We start from the raw sequence: 19048 nt of genomic DNA, 5'->3' as shown, positions 1-19048 counted from the left end.
AATGCTTCCAACTTTGGTAAAATAAGGTTATTAATTAACTTTAGGGGGATGCAGCCTTGAACGTAGCACTAATCGCAACGGATATCGACGGGACCTTTTTACGAGATGACCGTCATTTTGATCATGACCGTTTTCAAGCGCAATTAGATAAAATGAATGCTAATGGGCAACATTTTGTGGTCGCCAGTGGCAATCAGTTGCAACATTGTATCGACGTGTTTGACAAAATTAATGGTGAATTTACGTACGTGGCCGAAAATGGTAGTTTGGTGATTGATAATCATGGCCATATTTTGCACGAAAGTTTGCTGGCAGGTCCGTTAGTTGACGAACTCTTGACTTACGTCGCGACCACGCCGGAATTAGCCGGTGCCAGTATTTCAATTTCAGGTAAACAAGGGTCGTACTTGCGGCCACAAGATGATAATGAAATTATGCGCTACTTTTTAAGCAAGCGGCACGTCATCGACGATTTAACCAACATCGATGACCATATTTATAAAGCGACGTTTAGTTGGGATGACGAACAAGCCAACTTACACGCTAAAATGATTAACGACCACTTTGCCGGGCAATTACGGGCAACCGTCAGTGGTGGCGGGGGCTTTGATGTGATTGCACCGCACGTTAACAAGGCGACCGGGCTCGCCTACTTGCAAGATCATTGGCAAGTGGCACCGAGTGCGACGGCCGCGTTTGGTGACAACGGTAACGATATTGAAATGCTCAGTGAAGCAGATTACAGCTACGCCATGAAGAACGCGATTGCGCCCGTCAAAGCGGCCGCAAATTACGAAACGCGTTTCGACAACAACCATGACGGCGTCCTCGACGTCATTGATACGTTGATTTGATCGGCTGATTTGGAATTGCCACAGTTGGCTGACCGTCATGGAATCGTCCTGGGACCGGTCCAAGCCTGAGAAGCGGTCTTGGACCTCGCTTTTGAGCCTGAAAAGCAAGTCTCAAAAGACGTCCGTGGTGTAAACGGGCAAAAAACGTCCGTTAACACCACTTTCAGGACGATTCCATGACGGTCAGCCAACTGCTAATTTCAGCTCAGTTTCAAAATAATGTTAAGGATACGAATTTGTGATTGAATGTTTTCGATGGTGATTAGTCTAAGCAAGCATTAGTCCTCACTATCGACTCACAACTAAATTGATTTCAAAATGAAGATGGTTCCGCTACCGATGTTGTAGCGGGACCATTTGTGTATTGATTAGTCTAGTTGTCGGTGGCTTTAACGGGGAGATTGCGTTATCACATGGCTGACTTTTGCGACGTTAGTTAGAAGGTTTGCAAATCTGTTCAAGTGGTTTTGACTGCACCCCCCAACAGGTAGAATGTTTGATAAGTGGTTAGGGACAATTAATGGTCAAATTTGTAAATTGGCCGTTACCGGTAATAAAATTCACGGTAATCCAATATTCTGTTAAAATATAAGGTATGTATTAGTGATGAGTAGCCCTGTTGGCAAACTCGTCAAGTCAAATAAAGCTCAAGCAAGTTTTAATTGAGTTAGAGGAGGAATTGTTTTGGTAAAAGTAATTGTGGCCGGCTATCAAGGTCGGATGGGTAGTACTGCTGCTCAAATGGTCATTGATACCCCTGATTTTGAATTGGTGGGCGTTTATGATGCGCGCGGTAAGGATACGAATTTGGGTGACAATGAACACTTTAAAGGCCAAGACGTGCCCGCATTCCATGATTTAACGAAGATTGATACGGATGCGACGGTTTGGATCGACTTTACGATTCCCACGGCCGTCTATGAAAATGCCAAATTTGCTTTGAATCACGGTATCTCACCAGTTATTGGGACGACCGGGATGACCGATGAACAAGTTGCTGATTTACAAAAATTAGCTAAAGACAAGCAAGTTGGGGGCTTGATCGCACCTAACTTCGGCATCAGCGCTGTTTTGCTGATGCAATTCGCACAACAAGCGGCTAAATATTTCCCAGATGTTGAAATTATCGAAATGCACCACGACGATAAGATTGACTCGCCAAGTGGGACCGCGATTAGTACGGCGAAGAAAATTGCGGAAGTGCGGAAGCCTAAAGAACAAGGCAATCCCGATGCCACGGAAACTTTACCAGGTGCGCGGGGGGCTGAATACGAAGGCATGCGGATTCATGCGGTGCGCTTACCAGGGTTAGTGGCCCATGAAGAAGTCATGTTTGGGGGCCCCGGTGAAGGCTTAACGATTCGCCAAGATTCCTTTGACCGGATTTCATTTATGACCGGGGTTAAAGTCGCCGTTGAAAAAGTTAACCAATATCACGAACTGTTTGTCGGGTTGGAGAACTTACTATGATTTTGACCCAATTGCCACCGGAGTTTGAAGCCGCCAAGCCAATTTTAGCAACGATTGAAGCGGCCGGTTACGAAGCTTACTTTGTCGGTGGTTGTGTTCGGGATACGATTTTAGGCAAACCGTTGCATGATGTCGATATTGCGACCAGTGCGTTTCCCGCGGAAGTCAAAGGCTTGTTCAAACGGACGGTCGATACGGGGATTGAACACGGAACGGTCATGATTTTGGACCACGGCGAAGGTTATGAAACGACGACGTTTCGGACGGAATCGGGGTATCAAGATTTTCGGCGCCCCGACCAAGTGACCTTTGTGCGTTCGTTAAAAGAAGACTTGAAACGGCGTGATTTCACGATTAACGCCTTAGCCATGAAAGCCAACGGTGAAGTCATTGATTTATTCGATGGCTTAGCCGACTTAAAGGCGGGCGTTTTACGCGCAGTTGGTGTGGCGGAAGACCGCTTCCATGAAGATGCGTTGCGGATGATGCGGGCGGTTCGGTTTGCTAGCCAGTTGGATTTTGCAATTGAACCCGCCACCGAAGCTGCCGTTAAAGACAATGCGGCGTTACTGACCAAAATCGCGGTGGAACGGACGCGCGTGGAATGGGAAAAGCTCTTAATGGGGCAACAACCTACTCGGGGCTTGCAGGCTTTAGTCCGGACCGACTTATATCGGTACATGCCGCTAATGGCCGACCAACAAGCGATGCTGACTAAATTGATTGAACTACCTGCTTGGCAATTAACGTCTATTGAAAGTACGTGGACGATGCTTAGTTGGTTAATGGGTGATACGAGTGGTGTTGCGGTGCGGAAACTACTCAAAGCATGGAAGACTAGTAATGAGTTGATTGACCATGTGACCGCCGCAACGGCCGTTTTAAGCGCGTTAAACGCGACTGGTACATTATCGGCCCGCGAGTTATTTGACGCCGGTGCGGCCGCGTTAACCACTGCTAATCAAGTGGCGGATATTCTCGGGTTTGGAGTTGACCAAACTGAATTGATGGCCAACTACGCGGCATTACCGATTCAAAACAAACGCGACTTAGCCATCAACGGTGGCGATTTAATCAAACAACAGGTCGTCACCCCGGGGCCGGCAATGGGTCAAATCTTAGCCCAATTGTTAGCCGCGGTGGTCACTGGTAAAGTCGCGAACCAATATGACGAATTGCTTGACTTTGCAAGGATGGTAACGGATACAAAAAATAATTGAATTTTTTGCTAAGTCTGGTACGATTGAGTTGAAACTAATTCTGCAATGAGGTGATCGAACATGGAAAGAGCATTAGACGCATTAAAGTTTTATTTCCGTAATGGTGATACGTGGGTTGTGAAACATAACGATATTTCTGACCTTTGGATTAGTCGGGTTACAACGAGTTATGGTCGAATCAAAGGTGGCAAGATGACGATTATTCATCCTTGCAAATCTTTCAAGGCTGAATTTTTACCAGACGCAGATGCGGTTGACCCCGATGCAACCAATTTATCATCCGTAACTAGTGGGATGTTTGAACGGGTTTTACAGTATCAAGATATTGAAAAGTTAGATATTTTGTTCGGTGACGAACGGGGTAGCGAACGCGTTTACTTACCATTCAAAGCCAAAGATGTTGATGGCATTGATAATGTCTATCAAACCAGCTCGATGTCTAAAGACGGCAAGTTACACTTAGTTGTCGACGACGATCGGACCGTTATTGATGTTTATAAAGACCACGAATAATCTAGTAGTTCACTCAAAAGCATGTCGTTTACGCGGCATGCTTTTTTTGCTTGGTTATTTATTGCCGCTGTCGGCTGACCGTAATTCCAGCCGTCATGGGGACCGGTTCAAGCCTGAGGGGCGGTCTTGAACCTCGCTTTTGAGCCCAAAAATCAAGTCTCAAAAGGCGTCCGTGGTGTAAACGGGATACGGACCAATCCCGTTAACGCCACCTGCATGGCAGCTTCCATTACGGTCAGCCGACAGCTCGATTGTTTTTGAGAATAATGATGCCATTCTAATTCAGTTTGGTGATTGGAAACGTTCATGTTGGACATTCTTATAGTTCGGTCGAACTTGCGCCACTTCTACGGCTATGTCCGTTAATGCCCAACTAAATGTGATTTCTATTTAGAATGGCGGGACAAACAATGTTTTGGGATTGCCAGATGAGCTGTCGATGGGGGGAGAACAAGAAAAATTGTTGCATTACCTTATTTGTCCGGACGAATCAATACTTTGAACCCTGTCACCAAAAAGGCGATGCCGGTAACTTAAATGTTATCGGTACCGCCTTTTTAACGTTATTGCTTTTCATGAATGATATTAAGCAGTAGTTCGACGAATAACATGGGGACTGCTTGGGCATCGACCACGGAACGGTTGGAAAAAGCACTGCCGGGGAGCACTAAGGTCTGTTCAAAGGCTGCCGCTAGTTCCGCTTTAGGATTCATGGTAATCAAAAATGAATTTTTCGGCATATTATTAGCCACACTCGCGAGAAAATGATTGAAGTTATTTTTACTGCCACTAATTGAAAAAAGTACCAAGGTTGAGTCTGGCGCCATTGTATTCGTTAAGTGGGCGGCATTAATATAATCGTCGGCGTGTAAGGACAGAATTCCGAGATCCTCTAAACCTAAGAAGAGTTCTTTAGCTGGTAACGCCGAAAAGTGCACGCCCAATAAGTAATTCATGGTGGGCGTCATTAAGGCGGTCGCTAATTTTTTTAGTAGCTTGGCGTCTAGTTGATGGAGTTGGGTGATTAACTGGGCGTAGTCGTTTAAAAAGCCATCGCTTAAGTCACTCGTGCTGGTATGATGGCGAGCGCCGCGTAAATAGTTGATCATTTCAAAGCGAAAATCTTTATAGCCTTGAAAACCTAACGATTGGCAGAAACGTAAGACGGCTGACGTCGAGGTGCCGGCGCGGTCGGCTAGTTTGGTAATCGTGAATGTTTCGACGTGTTCGGGATATTTTAAGATATATTGGCTGACCTTTAATTCTGATTTTGAAAATTCGGTCGTATGCTGTTGAATACTTTCGATAATCGTCATGGTAAAGTCCTCGCTGATTAGTTGATAAGTTAACTTTAAGGCAAACTGATAATTTAGTCAAAAATAAATGACAATTTTGTCATTGACAGCGATTTCAACACCTGCTATGCTTATCTCGTGATAAAATTGTCAATTTTAAATAACAAAATTGTCAAAAGAGAGGACTGTGACCCATGGACTATCATAAGTTAGCGGCGGATATTGTGAAAAATGTCGGCGGAGTTGACAATATTGAAGTTGTCAATCATTGCATGACGCGGTTGCGTTTCAACTTAAAAGAAGTGAACCGTGCGAACAAAGAATCATTGGAGGCTTTAGATGGCGTGTTGGGCGTCGTTTATGCTGGCGAACAGTATATGGTTATTTTAGGTCAAAACTTGATTCCAACCTATGAAGCAGTCATCAAAGACTTCGATATTCAGGCTGGGGCCAGCGTTGATGAGAATCTCGATGATCTTTCTAAGCAGTATGAACCATTGACCTGGAAAAACGTCGGGACTAAATTTATTGGCTTTATTTCGGCATCAGTCACCCCGTTAATCCCCGGATTAATTGCCGGGGGCATGTTGAAAGTGGTCTTGTTATTAATCGTGAGCTTCGTGGACGCGGCCTACGCGAAGACACCGTCATATCTATTATTATCGGCGATTGCCGACGCGCCGTTTTACTTCATGCCAATTATTGTCGCTTATGGTGCCGCCACTAAATTAGGCGGTACGCCAGTTTACGCCATGGTCGCAACCGCGGCATTATTACATGGTAACTACACGACGATGGTTACCGCGGCGACCAAGGGTGTCACGCTGTTTGGCTTCAACGTCAAATTACTGAGCTATGGCACAACTTTGTTACCCGCTTTGTTAGTTGCCATTGTTGCTTACTATGCCGAAAAATATCTGAACAAAATTGTACCGGGGATTTTCCGGTCCGTCTTTGTCGGCATGGGGACGATTTTTATCGCCGGGTCACTCGGATACTTAATCTTAGGACCGCTTGGGAACATGCTCGGACAATACATTGCCAGTTTTTTTATGTTCTTGAATAGTACCGTCGGACCGTTGGCAGTGGGGTTATTAGCGGCTGCTTTACCATGGATGGTCATGGCCGGGATGCATACGGCCTTAGCACCATTCATGACGCAGTTACTCAGTAATCCCGGGTATGATGCGATTTTACGACCAGCCTTCATTTTGCATAATATGTCTGAAGGTGGCGCCAACTTAGGGGTGGCCGCGCGGACTAAAAATAGCCAATTCCGCAGTGAATGTGTTTCGTTAGCCATTGGTTGTATTGTTGCCGGTGTCACTGAACCCGCGATTTATGGGGTCAATTTGAAGTATCGTAAACCGATGTATGGTGTCATGGCGGGCGGCTTTGCTGGTGGTGTTATCGCAAGCTTGTTAGGTGCTAAAGCTTACGTCATGGGTTACTCCAATTTGTTAGCGCTGCCAATATTTCAACAAACGGTTCTGGCCATGGTTATTGCCATTGTGGTCGCCATCGCAACTTCCGCGATTGTCACCTTCATTTTAGGAATTGATGAACAGCCGGCGCCCAAAGTCACCGAACCAGTCCAAAAGACTTACCCCGATGATGCGATTACCGCGGTCAGTGATGGTGAACTAATTGATTTAGCGGCAGTCCATGATGAGACGTTTGCCAGCAAGGTCCTCGGTGACGGGGTGGCGCTTAAGTTAACTAGTGATTTCATTTGTGCGCCTGCTAATGGGACCTTAGCCACGATGTTTCCAACCGGACACGCCTTTGGAGTTGTGACCAATACAGGTGTTGAGTTACTCGTGCATATCGGGATTGATACGGTCAATTTACAAGGTGATGGTTTTGATGTTTTAGTGCACCAAGATGAAGTCGTTCGCGCCGGCCAGCCGATTGTCCGCGTTGATCGTGATAAATTGGAAAAAGCGGGCTATGATTTGACGACGATGTTGATTGTTACCAATGCCAATAACCAAACGATTCAATTGCAAACTAGTGGTGTCGTTAAGGTTGGTACCCAATTAAATTAGAAAAAGGGAGATTTTAATGATGAGTAAGGCAACGAAAACATTACCAGCTGATTTTTTATGGGGCGGTGCAACCGCCGATTTTCAATATGAAGGTGGCTTTGATGAAGGCGGCCGCGGCGTTTTATCGCATGATTATGAAACGGACGGTTCACAAGCGCATCCGCGGCATCATACGATGCAACTGCCAGATGGTCGGTTAATCAAGCCGAAGAGTTCGTTTATTTTGGCCGAAGATGTTCCCGATGAGGCGCAACCGGTGTTTCTCGATGACCAGTACTATCCGAGTCATCAAGCGGTTGATTTTTATCATCATTACAAGGAAGATATTAAATTAATGGCCGGGATGGGCTTCAACGTCTTTCGTTTCTCAGTTTGTTGGAGTCGCATTTTTCCGACTGGTGAAGAAGCTGAACCTAATGCGGCGGGGCTGAAGTTTTACGATGATGTTATTAACGAAATGGCGAAGTACCAGATGGAGCCACTTATCACGATTTGTCATGACGAGTTGCCGATGAATTTGGCCATTAAATATAACGGCTGGACTTCCCGTAAAGTAATCGATGCGTATGTGAAATATGCCAAAACGTTATTCGAACATTTTGGCGACCGCTGTCGGTATTGGCTGACCTTTAATGAAATCAACGCGGTACGTGGATTTGGCCCGACTGGTGTGCGGCAAGCAACCGGGCATGACCGCTATTTGGCGGCGCACAATATGTTCGTGGCGTCGGCTAAAACGGTCATTCTTGGTCATAAAATGATGCCGGGCAGTCAATTTGGTGCGATGTATGCGATGAGTGAGTTATATCCGGCAACTTGCAAGCCAGCTGACATGTTCCATCATCTGCAAGCGCGGCGTGAAAACTGGTATTTCATTGATATTATGGGTCGCGGCTACTATCCAAGTTATGCGGAAGAACTATGGCAGCGGCACGGCTTTGACCACCTGGAAATGGCGGCGACGGATGCGGCAACCTTAAAAGCTGGTCAACTTGACTACATTGCGTTCAGTTACTATCGGTCAAATACGACTAAAGATGGGGATGACTGGTTCAACGTTGGCGGCAGTACCAATCCTTATTTGGCAGAAACGCCATGGGGTTGGCCGGTTGACCCATTGGGACTGCGTTATTGTATGAATGAGATTTACGACCGTATTCAAAAGCCGATTTTCATTGTCGAAAACGGGATGGGCGCAATTGACCAAGCTGATAATCAAGATTATGTGGAAGATGATTATCGTATCGATTATTTACAACAACACCTTTCAGCAATGGCTGATGCCATCAATATCGACCACGTGCCATGTTTAGGTTATACGATGTGGGGCCCAATTGATTTGGTTTCCTTATCAACCGGTGAAATGAAGAAGCGTTATGGGTTTGTATATGTTGATATGGATGACAAAGGTCACGGTACTTTGAAGCGGACCCCTAAAAAATCCTATCGATGGATGAAACAGGTCATCGCTACTAATGGGGCCGCCTTGGCGGATAAATAAGTTCCTTTAAGTATCAAATATATTCGAAAAATCAACTCGATGCCTTTGGTCGTTAGAAGATAAGGTGTTGAGCTGATTTTTTTCAGTCTCATTAAAAATTGATAATGAAGATCAGTGGCGCTTTAATTGGTGACTGCTTAAAAATAAAAATTGAGTTTGAAACGAAAATATTATGTTAGCGGTCAATTTAGCTGGGTGATACTAGGGGGAGTACCGTGTCGCAATGATTGGCTGGTGGGCTTCCGGCTAATCATTGGCGGCGACTTTTGAGACTGACGATGGGTCGTTGTCAGGCTCAAAAGCACCCTGACGACCGCTTTTTGGCGTCAGGTCTCCGCCACGGTACTCCCCCTAGTAGCGCCCGGCGACAACTAGCAGACCCAAAAATAATTAGGCGGTTGTGAGTTGTGTTTTCGGGCAATTCTAGCTAAGATAGAAATAATGACTAAAAAAAGGGTGGATCGTTTAAATGCAAACATTACGAGCAGAAAATCTGACCCGGACGTACGGTGAGAAAACGTTATTTAAAGATATTTCGTTTATCGTCAATGAACATGACCGCATCGGGGTTATCGGGGTCAACGGCTCCGGTAAAACCAACTTATTAGATGTGTTGGCCGGCGTCACGGCGCCGGAACATGGTGAATTGATTAAACCAAAAAATTATGAAATTGGGTACTTGAAACAACAACCTGATTTAGATGAAAGTTTAACGGTGATTGATGCCGTCTTGGCTGGCAGTCAGGATATCTTTCGCACGATTCGGCACTATGAAGCGACTTTGGCCGCTTATGCCGATGCACCGGAAGACCCGGCCACGCAACAAGCCTACATGGACGCCGAAACGAAGATGAATCAAGAAGATGCGTGGACCGCTGAAAGTGATGTCAAAACGATTTTGACGCAGTTGCACATCACGGATTTAAAACAGACGATTAAAACCATGTCTGGTGGTCAACGTAAGCGGGTCGGCTTGGCGCAAGTCTTGATTCAATCGCCGGATTTATTATTATTGGACGAACCGACCAACCACTTGGATTTTGATTCCATTGAATGGTTGGAAAACTACTTAGCCAGCTATAAAGGCGCGTTGATGGTCGTGACTCATGACCGGTATTTCTTGGACCAAGTTGCCAATCAAATGTTTGAATTATCATTTGGCGAACTTTATAAATATACTGGTAACTATCAAGCTTTCGTGCAAGCCAAAGCTGAACGGGTCGCCCGCGATATTACCGCGGAACATAAGCAACAACAGTTATATAAAAAGGAACTCGCTTGGATGCGGGCGGGAGCGCCGGCACGGAGTACGAAACAACAAGGCCGTATTAACCGCTTTAACGATTTAAAGGATAATCTCAATACGTTACAAGTCGACGGTGATGTCGATATTTCGTTAGGCCAACAACGCTTAGGTAAAAAAGTCATTGAATTAAAAGACGCCAACTTAAAGTTTGACGACCAAACGATTTTACAGGACTTTTCAATCTTGATTCAAGCCAAAGACCGCATTGGGATTACTGGGATCAATGGTGCCGGTAAGTCCAGCTTGTTAAATGTGATTGCCGGTAAATTGCCACTGGATTCTGGAACTGTCACGATTGGCGAAACCGTTAAGATGGCGTACTACACGCAACAAACGGAACCGATTCCTGGTGACAAGCGAATTATCAACTATTTGCAAGATGTCGGGGAAAATGTCGTTAACAAGCAAGGTGAACGGGTTTCGGTCACCGAATTGTTGGAAGAATTCCTATTCCCACGCTCGATGCACGGCACCTTGATTCGTAAGTTATCCGGTGGCGAAAAGCGACGGTTGTACTTATTGAAATTATTAATGCAACAACCCAACGTCTTATTACTGGATGAACCAACTAACGATTTAGATATCGGGACGTTAACTGTTTTGGAAAATTACTTGTCGGACTTTGCTGGGACCGTGATTACAGTTTCTCATGACCGTTATTTCTTGGATAAAGTCGGCGATAAGTTATTGATTTTTGATGGTCAAGGCCATATTGAACGGTATGCTGGGCGTTTTTCAAGTTATTTGAAAGACCAAAAGACGGCCAATCAAGCTCCCACGACGGCACCAAAGAAAGCCAAGCCGGTTGCTGAAGAAACGGCGGCTCCGGCTAAGCCGAAAGAAAAAGTCAAGCTGACTTACGCAGAACAGCTCGAATACGGCAAAATCGAAGGTGTGATTGAAGAACTCGATGCGCATAAGCGCGAGATTGAAACGGCGATGGCCGAAAACGCTAGTGATTATGGCAAATTGGCCGATTTACAAAAAGAATTGACCGCGACTGAAAAGTCAATCGATGAAAAGATGGACCGCTGGGATTATTTGAGCCAGTACGCTGAATAGGAGAGGAGCCCTCACATGTTAGAAGACAGTTACTTGAACTTAGCGCGCGAAATTTTGGACCATGGCACGTATAAAGATGATCGGACCGGTACCGGGACTTATAGTGTGTTTGGTTATCAGATGCGTTTTAATTTAGCGGAAGGTTTTCCGTTATTGACTACCAAAAAGGTCCCATTTGGTCTGATTAAAAGTGAATTGTTATGGTTTTTGCACGGCGATACGAACATTCAATACTTATTGCAACATCGCAACCATATTTGGGATGAATGGGCGTTTAAAAATTGGGTGACTAGTGCGGATTACCAAGGCCCTGATATGACGAACTTTGAACACCGCCGCTTAGACGATGCCGATTTTGCGCCAATTTATCATGAACAGATGCAGTTATTTGATGACCGCATCTTAAATGACCAAGCCTTTGCGGATAAATTTGGTAATCTTGGGGATGTTTACGGCGCACAGTGGCGGCACTGGCAAACCCGTAACGGCGAAACGATTGACCAAATCGCCAATGTGATCGACATGATCAAAAAGACCCCGGATTCACGGCGGTTAATCGTGTCGGCTTGGAATCCCGAAGATGTGCCAAGTATGGCCTTACCACCTTGTCACACCTTATTCCAATTTTATGTAGCGGATGGTAAGTTGAGCTGTCAACTTTATCAACGTTCCGGCGATGTCTTCTTAGGCGTGCCTTTCAATATTGCCAGCTACGCGTTGTTGACGCATCTGATTGCCAAGGAAACCGGCTTAGTAGTTGGCGACTTTGTGCATACGCTCGGTGATGCGCATATTTATACGAATCATATCGACCAAATCAAAGAACAACTTAGTCGGACTCCCAAAGCGGCACCACAATTGGAACTAAGCGGGGCCCACGACAGTATTTTTGATTATCAAATGAGTGATATTAAACTAACGGGTTATGACCCAGCGCCGGCTATCAAAGCGCCGGTCGCCATTTAGGAGGACCCCATGATTGCATTGATTTGGGCACAAGATCAAAACGGTTTGATTGGTAATGCTGGTCAATTACCATGGCATCTCCCGGCTGATTTGAAACGCTTCAAACAATTGACCCTTGACCATAAAATTGTGATGGGCCATACGACCTTTGCGGGCTTCAAAAAGCCGTTACCTCATCGGGAAAACATGGTGTTATCCCGTCAAGATTTAACGTTACCGGCGGGTGTTGAACAGTTACATTCGATTGACGAATTATGGGCGTTAGACGCGGCCCGACCGAATGAAATGATTTTTGTCATTGGTGGCAGTCAAGTTTTCGAGGCGGTATTACCAAAAGCCGACCGGTTATACCGGACTATCATTGATGACACTTTTAGTGGTGACACATGGATGCCGACTATCGATTATACCAATTGGCATTTAGTTGATCGCCAAGCCGGGGTAACAGATGTTAAGAATCCGTATCGTTTTCAGTTTGAAGACTATGTTCGCGGGTAATTCGCGGTGAAGAAGTGAAAGTAACGGCCATTTCTGCTATACTGAAAGCATTAATTTATTGTAATGGTTACGTAAAACCATACAAGTTTAAGAAAGCGTGGCAAAGTATGACGAAAACCAAAATTGTGACGGATTCATCAGCGAATTTGACTGATGAAGAAGTTCAAAAATACGATATTACCGTGATTCCATTGACTGTTATGATCGATGGCACGATTTATGTCGAAGATGAAACCATTACGCGCGACGAGTTTATTGACAAGATGGCCACGGCCAAGTCGTTACCTAAGACGAGTCAACCCGCGTTAGGGACGTTCATTGAAACGTTTGATAAATTAGGGGCCGACGGCAGTGATGTGGTTTGCATTAACATGTTGGAAGCTATTTCGGGGACGGTGCATACCGCTGAACAAGCCGCTTCGATTACGAAAACCGATGTCACGGTCATTGATGCCAAAACGACTGACCGTGCGATGGCTTTTCAAGTTGTTAATGCGGCCAAGTTAGCGCAAACTGGCGCTGACAAGCAAGCCGTGATTGACATCGTGCACGCGACCCAAGCGCATACCAAATTATTTATGGGCGTCATGACCTTGGATAATTTAGTTGCTGGGGGCCGCATTAGTCGCATGACGGGTGCGATTAGTAACTTACTTAACGTTAAGGTGGCTTTGGAAGTCGATAACGGCGCCTTAGATGTTAAAATGAAAGGCCGCGGGGTCAAATCGATCAATAAATTCTTTGATAAAATTTTAGAAGATATTATTAATACCCCGAACGTGGTTGAAGTCGCTATTTCGCACGTCGGCGTGGCAGAACGTTGTGAAGAATATAAGACGCGTTTACAAGCGGCGTTACCAAATTTAAAAGTTAGTGTGCAACCCACGGTGCCGATTATCGCGACCCATGGTGGTCCGGGGGCTTTTGCGGTCGAATACCACACGCAAGCACTTTAATAACGGCATAGGGGGCGCGATGGTAGCGCTCCTTTTGCATATCTGAGTCAAAGGTAGAAAGGTTGCTAGAATTGCATGCATAAATTATGGGAAGGCGTCAAAGTCGTCCTGATTGTGGCCGTCTTGGCGGCCGGCGTCTTTTGGGGTGTTCATCACTTCATGAACCCGACCACTAACTCGACAACGAGCAGTACTTCGTCGAAAAAAACGACGAAAACAACGGTGGCGCATAAGAAAAAGATTAGCTTGGTGGCCGTGGGTGATTCCCTCACACAAGGTGTCGGTGACCAAAGCGAAGGCGGCTATGTCGGCCAAATCAAAACGATGCTTGAAAAGAAGCAGAATTTGACGGTCAGCACAACCAATGCTGGCAAATCTGGTGACCGTAGTGATCAGATTTTAGCGCGGATCAACAAGTCGACCACGTTACAAAAAGAAATTGCTAACGCCGATGTAATTACCGTCACGGTTGGTGGTAACGATTTGTTACAAACGTTAGAAGGTTCGATTACGTCAACGAGCACCGCCAAAAATAATTCGACGGTCGCCAAGGCCCAAACGGAATACGCGGCTAAATTAAAGAAGTTATTTGATAAAATACAAGGATTAAATAAAAATGCATCAATTTTTGTGTTTAGCATTTATAATCCAATTTATGTGAACTTCCCGAATGTCACGTCGATCACGCACTATATTAGTCAGTGGAACGACCAGACGAAGACCACGATTAGTTCGTATAATCATACGTACTTTATGGATATCAACTGGACGATGTCGCACGGCCAATATAAGACCGCGGCGCAGATCAAGGCGTTGAAGAAAGCGTCCAATAGCACGGATTTAACCACGATTACCAATGCGACGATTAGTTCAGCATTGAGTGCTAAGTCGAAAGATAATGATTTGATTTCAAATAGTGATAACTTCCATCCGAATAAGACTGGATACGCGGTGTTCACGAAGAAACTTTATCAAACGATGATGGCGCACGATGCTTGGTTACTCAAAAAATAAATAAGGGGGACGCGATATGCGCGAACAACAACGATCAGAAAAGAAGGCCGCGGCCCCAGCCAAGGCAAAAGCACCCAAAGGCCCCATTAATATTTGGAAATGGGTCGCCATTGTCTTGATTGCATTAATTATTGGGACCGGCGCTTATTTTGGCACCCAAGTCATGAGCTCGTCGAATACGACGGTCGAAAATACGAAGTCCAGTTCCAGCGCCGCAAGTGTGCCCATCACCATGAACCGGCAACAATTAAACGCGTTAGCATCATACTACTTGACGGATTTACAAAAAGATCAAGATTTGAAATACAAGTTTGTCGTTCGTTCCGACGGGGCTTACTTACTTGGAACGACTAAGATTTTAGGTCAAAGTGTTTCATTCGTAATTACGATGCAACCGAGCGTCATTAGTAATGGGAATATCTCATTGAAGGCCACGAAGTTATCCGTTGGGACGATGTCGTTACCAATTAGTTTTGTCATCAACTACATCAACAATAATTACAAGATTCCTAGTTGGGTCAAGATGAATGCCAAGAGTAAGACGATTGATTTATACTTGAACAAGTTAGTCGGTAAAAATGACGTGCGTTATAGCGTCGATAAATTAGACTTGAAGAACAACGTCTTCAAGTTTGAAATGCACATTCCAAAGAGTAGTAGTAATTAGTGAGGCGAATCATGCACAAAACGTTTTATCAATATTTAATGACGCAACGAAATCCTGACAGTACGGAAGCGGTGGCCGAATTCGCCAATAACGCGTTTTTTGACCAGGCGTTTCCGAAACAAAGTAAGGATTTCCACGAAGTCTCGCAATATTTAGAGCTCAATGCGGGATACTTACCAGGCATGACCATCTTCGATGAAGCCTGGCAAGCCTATCTTGCGAGTGAAGCATAACCAATTTTAGTTAGGGAAAGAGGATTTTTGGCATGCCAGAGGAACCTAAAGATCCACAAGTCACACCAGCAGCCAAGACGGACGATGCCGGACAAAATCCACATTTGAAGTCGAAGAAAAATCGGCCTAAACGCCGCGTCGGGTTATGGACTTACATTATTTCCATTATTGTCGCGTTAGGCGTGGGGATTGGGGGCACGTATTGGTTCTTAGGTCGCGCTGTGACCCAAGAAATCAATAACATGCAACAAACGAGTGCCGCGATGAAGAAGATTCAGTCGGTCTACTCGACCATCAGTGAGAACTACTACAAGCCGGTCAATGCTAACAAGTTAGCGAACGGCGCCATCAATGGGATGGTCAGTTCTTTGGGGGATAAGTTCTCCGAATACATGGATAAGAGTGAAACCGAAAGCTTGAATGACACGATTGACAGTTCATTTTCTGGGATTGGGGCGCAAGTTCAAAAGTCCGGGAGCTATATTCAAATCATTTCACCAATCGCCGGCACGCCAGCGAAGAAGGCTGGTCTGAAGCCGAAAGATATCATCAAGAAAGTTAACGGCAAGTCGATTGCTGGCTTGACCTTGACCGAAGCCGTCAATAAAATGCGCGGCAAAGTCGGGACGACCGTTAAGCTTGAAATCGAACGGGGCGGCAAGACCTTCAACGTTACATTGAAGCGGGCTAAGATTCCGGTGACTACGGTTAACTACAAGATGGTTGGCGGGAGCAAGAAGATTGGTTATATCACGGTTTCAACTTTCTCAACGAACACCGCTAAAGAATTCAAGACGGCTTTAAAAGCCTTGGATAAAAAAGGTGCTAAGAAGCTGATCATCGACATGCGGGGCAACCCGGGTGGCTTGATGACGGCCGCCTTGAAGATGGCATCCATCTTCCTGAAAGACGGCAAGACCATCATGCAAGTGCAAACCCGTGGTGCCGCCGCTGAAAAATATGTGGCTGGTAAGAAGTATGATGGTGGTTTCAAGGAAACTAAGCCAACCACGGTCTTAATTGATGGTGGGAGTGCTTCGGCCGCCGAAATCTTCTCGGCCGCCTTGCAACAATCCGGCAACGCGAAGTTAGTCGGTTCACAGTCATACGGTAAAGGGACCGTCCAAACCGTCACGTCATTTAGTGACAAGACGGAAATGAAGATTACGATTGCCAAGTGGTTGACGCCAAATGGCACGTGGATCAACAAGAAGGGCTTAACGCCAAACGTTAAGGCTAGCGAACCTAGTTACGCCAACTTAACCGTGATTAGTAGTGTTAAGAACTTAACGGCGGGTAACGTCAATGACAATGTGAAGACGTTACAAGAATATTTGAAGGCGTTAGGTTACTTTGATGGTAAGGTCAACGGCTACTTCGGGACGACCACGACGAGTGCCATTAAGCAATATCAAAAACACGCTAAGATCACTGTCACCGGTAAGATGGATAAAAACACCTTGACGAAGATGGAAACGGAATTAGCCACTAAAATCACTGACAACGACCGGGCTTACAATGCCGCGTTGAAGTTGATGGAAAAATAGTTTTTTTAAGCACTCAGTCTGAGGACTGGGTGTTTTTTTGCAATCGACGTGGTTAGCAGGTTCGTGATGCAAGCTTTGGCGAAATCCTTAATTCGATTGGCTGACAGCAGTACCCAAAAGATGGCCGTTTTTTTTGAGTTAAGCTACAATACAGTTGTAAATTAAATTGGAGGCTAATCGAATGCAAACAACCTATTCGCCCGCGCAGGCCCAAAAAGACTTTTATCAAATTTTAGAACAAGTAACTGCTAACCATCAGCCAGTAACGATTCAGCAACCCGATGATGCCTTGAATGCCGTGATAATCAGCAAGCAGGACTTTCAGGCGTTGCAAACAACGGTTTATCTGGCCGGTCAAGGAGTCTTAGCTAAGGTTAAAGCACGTGAACAAAATAACGATGGCTTTACAGATGTTGATGATATTGATTGGGACAATCTGTGAAGTGGTTCTAAGCGGATGTCAGTCGAGTTGAAACAGCTGCGGTCACAATTAAGTCCACGATTGCCAAATATGTAATGTTTTTCCGTATCGTTAAGTGAAAAGAGGATGGCGCATGGCAGTGCAAAAAACATTTTATAATCCTGAACTAGAACAATCAGCTAGCTATACGGAGCAGTGGGTGATTGAATTCGTTCAAGTATTGGATCAAAAACAGCTCCGGGTCAAACATCATTATTGGCTTGATGCTAATGGCGTCAAGTGGACGGATTTTGACCATCCGTTCGAGAATCTATTCGAAGATTTCACAGCTTATCGGCTCGCGGTCCACTATTTGCAACCAAGTGAGATTCAAACTTATCGTCAACAATATCGAATGAATTTAAGTGATTTGGCACAGGTTAGTGGTTTGTCCGTCGCTGTGTTGCAGGCGATTGAAAAAAACGAGCGCCTGCAAACAAGCGCTGAGGACGCGGCGTTGCGACGAGTGTTCGATGCGGCTGAAACGAGTCGATTGGAGTTATAGTAAATGTGATCTGCTTCTTGTAATTTAGGTCGATACTATTGATTAAAAAGTCAGGAGACTAATACCTTGTCATCAATCAATAAACCAGTTCGGCTGGTAGGATTGGCGAAGTCTAAAGCAATCAGGATTTCTCGTGAGATTCTTAAGCAGTTAAACCTAGATGATCGTCAGCAATTTGACCTCGTCATTAAGAATAATGCCATTGTGTTACTCCCATACCGAAATCAACCACGAGACATTCATGAGTTGTTTTCGGGTTGGCCAGATGATGGTCAGCGTGAGCACGAATTAGATTGGGGCCAGTCGGTAGTGAACTGAAATGGTAACATTGGGTGATTATCGTGGATGGGTGTGGGACTATCGATTGATGAGATGAAACCTAATTGTTAATGTCGTGTTAGGAAGTGAGTTAATAATGCGCAAGCAAAAATTCTATAATCTTGAGAAAGATACTACCGATTGGTATACCGAACGATGGCTTAATGAACAAACACGGGTGCGTGACGTCGACAACTTACAGGTGTGGCATCATTATTGGGAGGATGTGGCAGGTGATTTGTGGGTTGATTTTAATAACCCGGAAGAAAACGTGCATCAAGATTTTCTGGCTTATCGGCAAGCCAAGCAGTACTTGACGCCGGAACAATTACAGGCCGTTCGGCACTTAGCCGCTCTTTCAATCCCTGCTTTTGCTAAATTGGTTGGCCTTTCAGCCAATGCCTTACGAGAATTAGAACAAGATCAACGCGTGCAAACTGATGCTGAAGAACGGCGCTTAGTACCGGTCTGGCAATCTTTTCAAAATGATGCGCAGCTTAGTGAACGCTGATGTGAAATCAGGTAGGTGTCCGGTTTGATGGTATCAAAATTGACATACTTAAGGTAGATTGTAAAATTAATCCGAACGCTGTTCGGACAAAAAAGATCAGCTTC

18 protein-coding genes are annotated in these 19048 nt (G+C 45.2%); 17 read left to right on the top strand and 1 reads right to left on the bottom strand.

The window, feature by feature from the left end; all coding sequences use genetic code 11:
• Positions 1-56: 56 nt before the first annotated feature.
• The 4 genes from DY78_RS14280 to DY78_RS14265 all read left to right on the top strand — a co-directional run bounded on the left by DY78_RS14280 (position 57) and on the right by DY78_RS14265 (position 4057).
• The gene (locus DY78_RS14280) at positions 57-854 is read left to right on the top strand and encodes a Cof-type HAD-IIB family hydrolase (protein ID WP_024625169.1); all 798 of its coding nucleotides are present in this window, start codon (positions 57-59) and stop codon (positions 852-854) included.
• A 684-nt stretch (positions 855-1538) separates the two neighbouring features.
• Positions 1539-2324 carry a 4-hydroxy-tetrahydrodipicolinate reductase gene (gene dapB / locus DY78_RS14275; RefSeq protein WP_024625170.1) on the top strand — a complete coding sequence of 262 codons (786 nt, stop codon included), beginning with the start codon at positions 1539-1541 and terminating at the stop codon, positions 2322-2324.
• Positions 2321-3544, top strand: coding sequence for a CCA tRNA nucleotidyltransferase (locus tag DY78_RS14270; RefSeq protein ID WP_024625171.1), 1224 nt, complete (start codon positions 2321-2323; stop codon positions 3542-3544). Before dapB ends, DY78_RS14270 begins: the two co-directional genes overlap by 4 nt.
• Before the next feature lie 60 nt (positions 3545-3604).
• Positions 3605-4057: a hypothetical protein gene (locus DY78_RS14265; protein WP_024625172.1), complete on the top strand. Its 453-nt coding sequence runs from the start codon at positions 3605-3607 to the stop codon at positions 4055-4057.
• Positions 4058-4620: 563 nt separating this feature from the next.
• Here the strand turns inward: DY78_RS14265 and DY78_RS14260 are convergent.
• Complete coding sequence (locus DY78_RS14260; protein ID WP_024625173.1) at positions 4621-5373, bottom strand: MurR/RpiR family transcriptional regulator; 753 nt, start codon at positions 5371-5373, stop codon at positions 4621-4623.
• 173 nt (positions 5374-5546) lie between these two features.
• Here DY78_RS14260 and DY78_RS14255 point away from each other — a divergent pair, with 173 nt between their 5' ends.
• The 13 genes from DY78_RS14255 (at position 5547) to DY78_RS14190 (ending at position 18944) form a co-directional block, all read left to right on the top strand.
• Positions 5547-7400 (top strand): glucose PTS transporter subunit IIA, encoded by a 1854-nt coding sequence (locus tag DY78_RS14255; protein ID WP_024625174.1) that lies wholly within the window; start codon positions 5547-5549, stop codon positions 7398-7400.
• Between the two features lie 16 nt (positions 7401-7416).
• On the top strand, positions 7417-8901 hold the full coding sequence (locus DY78_RS14250; protein WP_235810682.1) for a glycoside hydrolase family 1 protein: 1485 nt from the start codon (positions 7417-7419) through the stop codon (positions 8899-8901).
• Between the two features lie 469 nt (positions 8902-9370).
• Positions 9371-11269: an ABC-F family ATP-binding cassette domain-containing protein gene (locus DY78_RS14245; RefSeq protein WP_024625176.1), complete on the top strand. Its 1899-nt coding sequence runs from the start codon at positions 9371-9373 to the stop codon at positions 11267-11269.
• A 15-nt stretch (positions 11270-11284) separates the two neighbouring features.
• A complete protein-coding gene (locus DY78_RS14240) occupies positions 11285-12235 on the top strand; it encodes a thymidylate synthase (protein WP_024625177.1) in 951 nt (316 codons plus the stop codon).
• A 9-nt stretch (positions 12236-12244) separates the two neighbouring features.
• A complete protein-coding gene (locus tag DY78_RS14235; RefSeq protein ID WP_024625178.1) occupies positions 12245-12733 on the top strand; it encodes a dihydrofolate reductase in 489 nt (162 codons plus the stop codon).
• Between the two features lie 107 nt (positions 12734-12840).
• Positions 12841-13689 carry a DegV family protein gene (locus DY78_RS14230; protein ID WP_024625179.1) on the top strand — a complete coding sequence of 283 codons (849 nt, stop codon included), beginning with the start codon at positions 12841-12843 and terminating at the stop codon, positions 13687-13689.
• Between the two features lie 75 nt (positions 13690-13764).
• The gene (locus DY78_RS14225; RefSeq protein WP_024625180.1) at positions 13765-14703 is read left to right on the top strand and encodes an SGNH/GDSL hydrolase family protein; all 939 of its coding nucleotides are present in this window, start codon (positions 13765-13767) and stop codon (positions 14701-14703) included.
• 16 nt (positions 14704-14719) lie between these two features.
• Positions 14720-15370 (top strand): YpmS family protein, encoded by a 651-nt coding sequence (locus tag DY78_RS14220; protein ID WP_024625181.1) that lies wholly within the window; start codon positions 14720-14722, stop codon positions 15368-15370.
• Between the two features lie 11 nt (positions 15371-15381).
• Positions 15382-15603, top strand: a complete 222-nt coding sequence (locus DY78_RS14215) for a YozE family protein (RefSeq protein WP_024625182.1) — start codon at positions 15382-15384, stop codon at positions 15601-15603.
• 32 nt (positions 15604-15635) lie between these two features.
• Positions 15636-17150, top strand: coding sequence for a S41 family peptidase (locus DY78_RS14210; RefSeq protein WP_024625183.1), 1515 nt, complete (start codon positions 15636-15638; stop codon positions 17148-17150).
• A 181-nt stretch (positions 17151-17331) separates the two neighbouring features.
• A complete protein-coding gene (locus DY78_RS14205; RefSeq protein WP_024625184.1) occupies positions 17332-17592 on the top strand; it encodes a type II toxin-antitoxin system Phd/YefM family antitoxin in 261 nt (86 codons plus the stop codon).
• A gap of 112 nt (positions 17593-17704) precedes the next feature.
• A complete protein-coding gene (locus tag DY78_RS14200) occupies positions 17705-18115 on the top strand; it encodes a transcriptional regulator (protein ID WP_024625185.1) in 411 nt (136 codons plus the stop codon).
• Between the two features lie 415 nt (positions 18116-18530).
• Positions 18531-18944, top strand: coding sequence for a hypothetical protein (locus DY78_RS14190; protein ID WP_051385235.1), 414 nt, complete (start codon positions 18531-18533; stop codon positions 18942-18944).
• The last annotated feature ends 104 nt before the right edge of the window (positions 18945-19048 follow it).

The organism is Lactiplantibacillus fabifermentans DSM 21115, assembly GCF_000498955.2.
GTDB lineage: Bacteria > Bacillota > Bacilli > Lactobacillales > Lactobacillaceae > Lactiplantibacillus > Lactiplantibacillus fabifermentans.
This window is presented reverse-complemented; position numbering and strand designations above follow the sequence as displayed.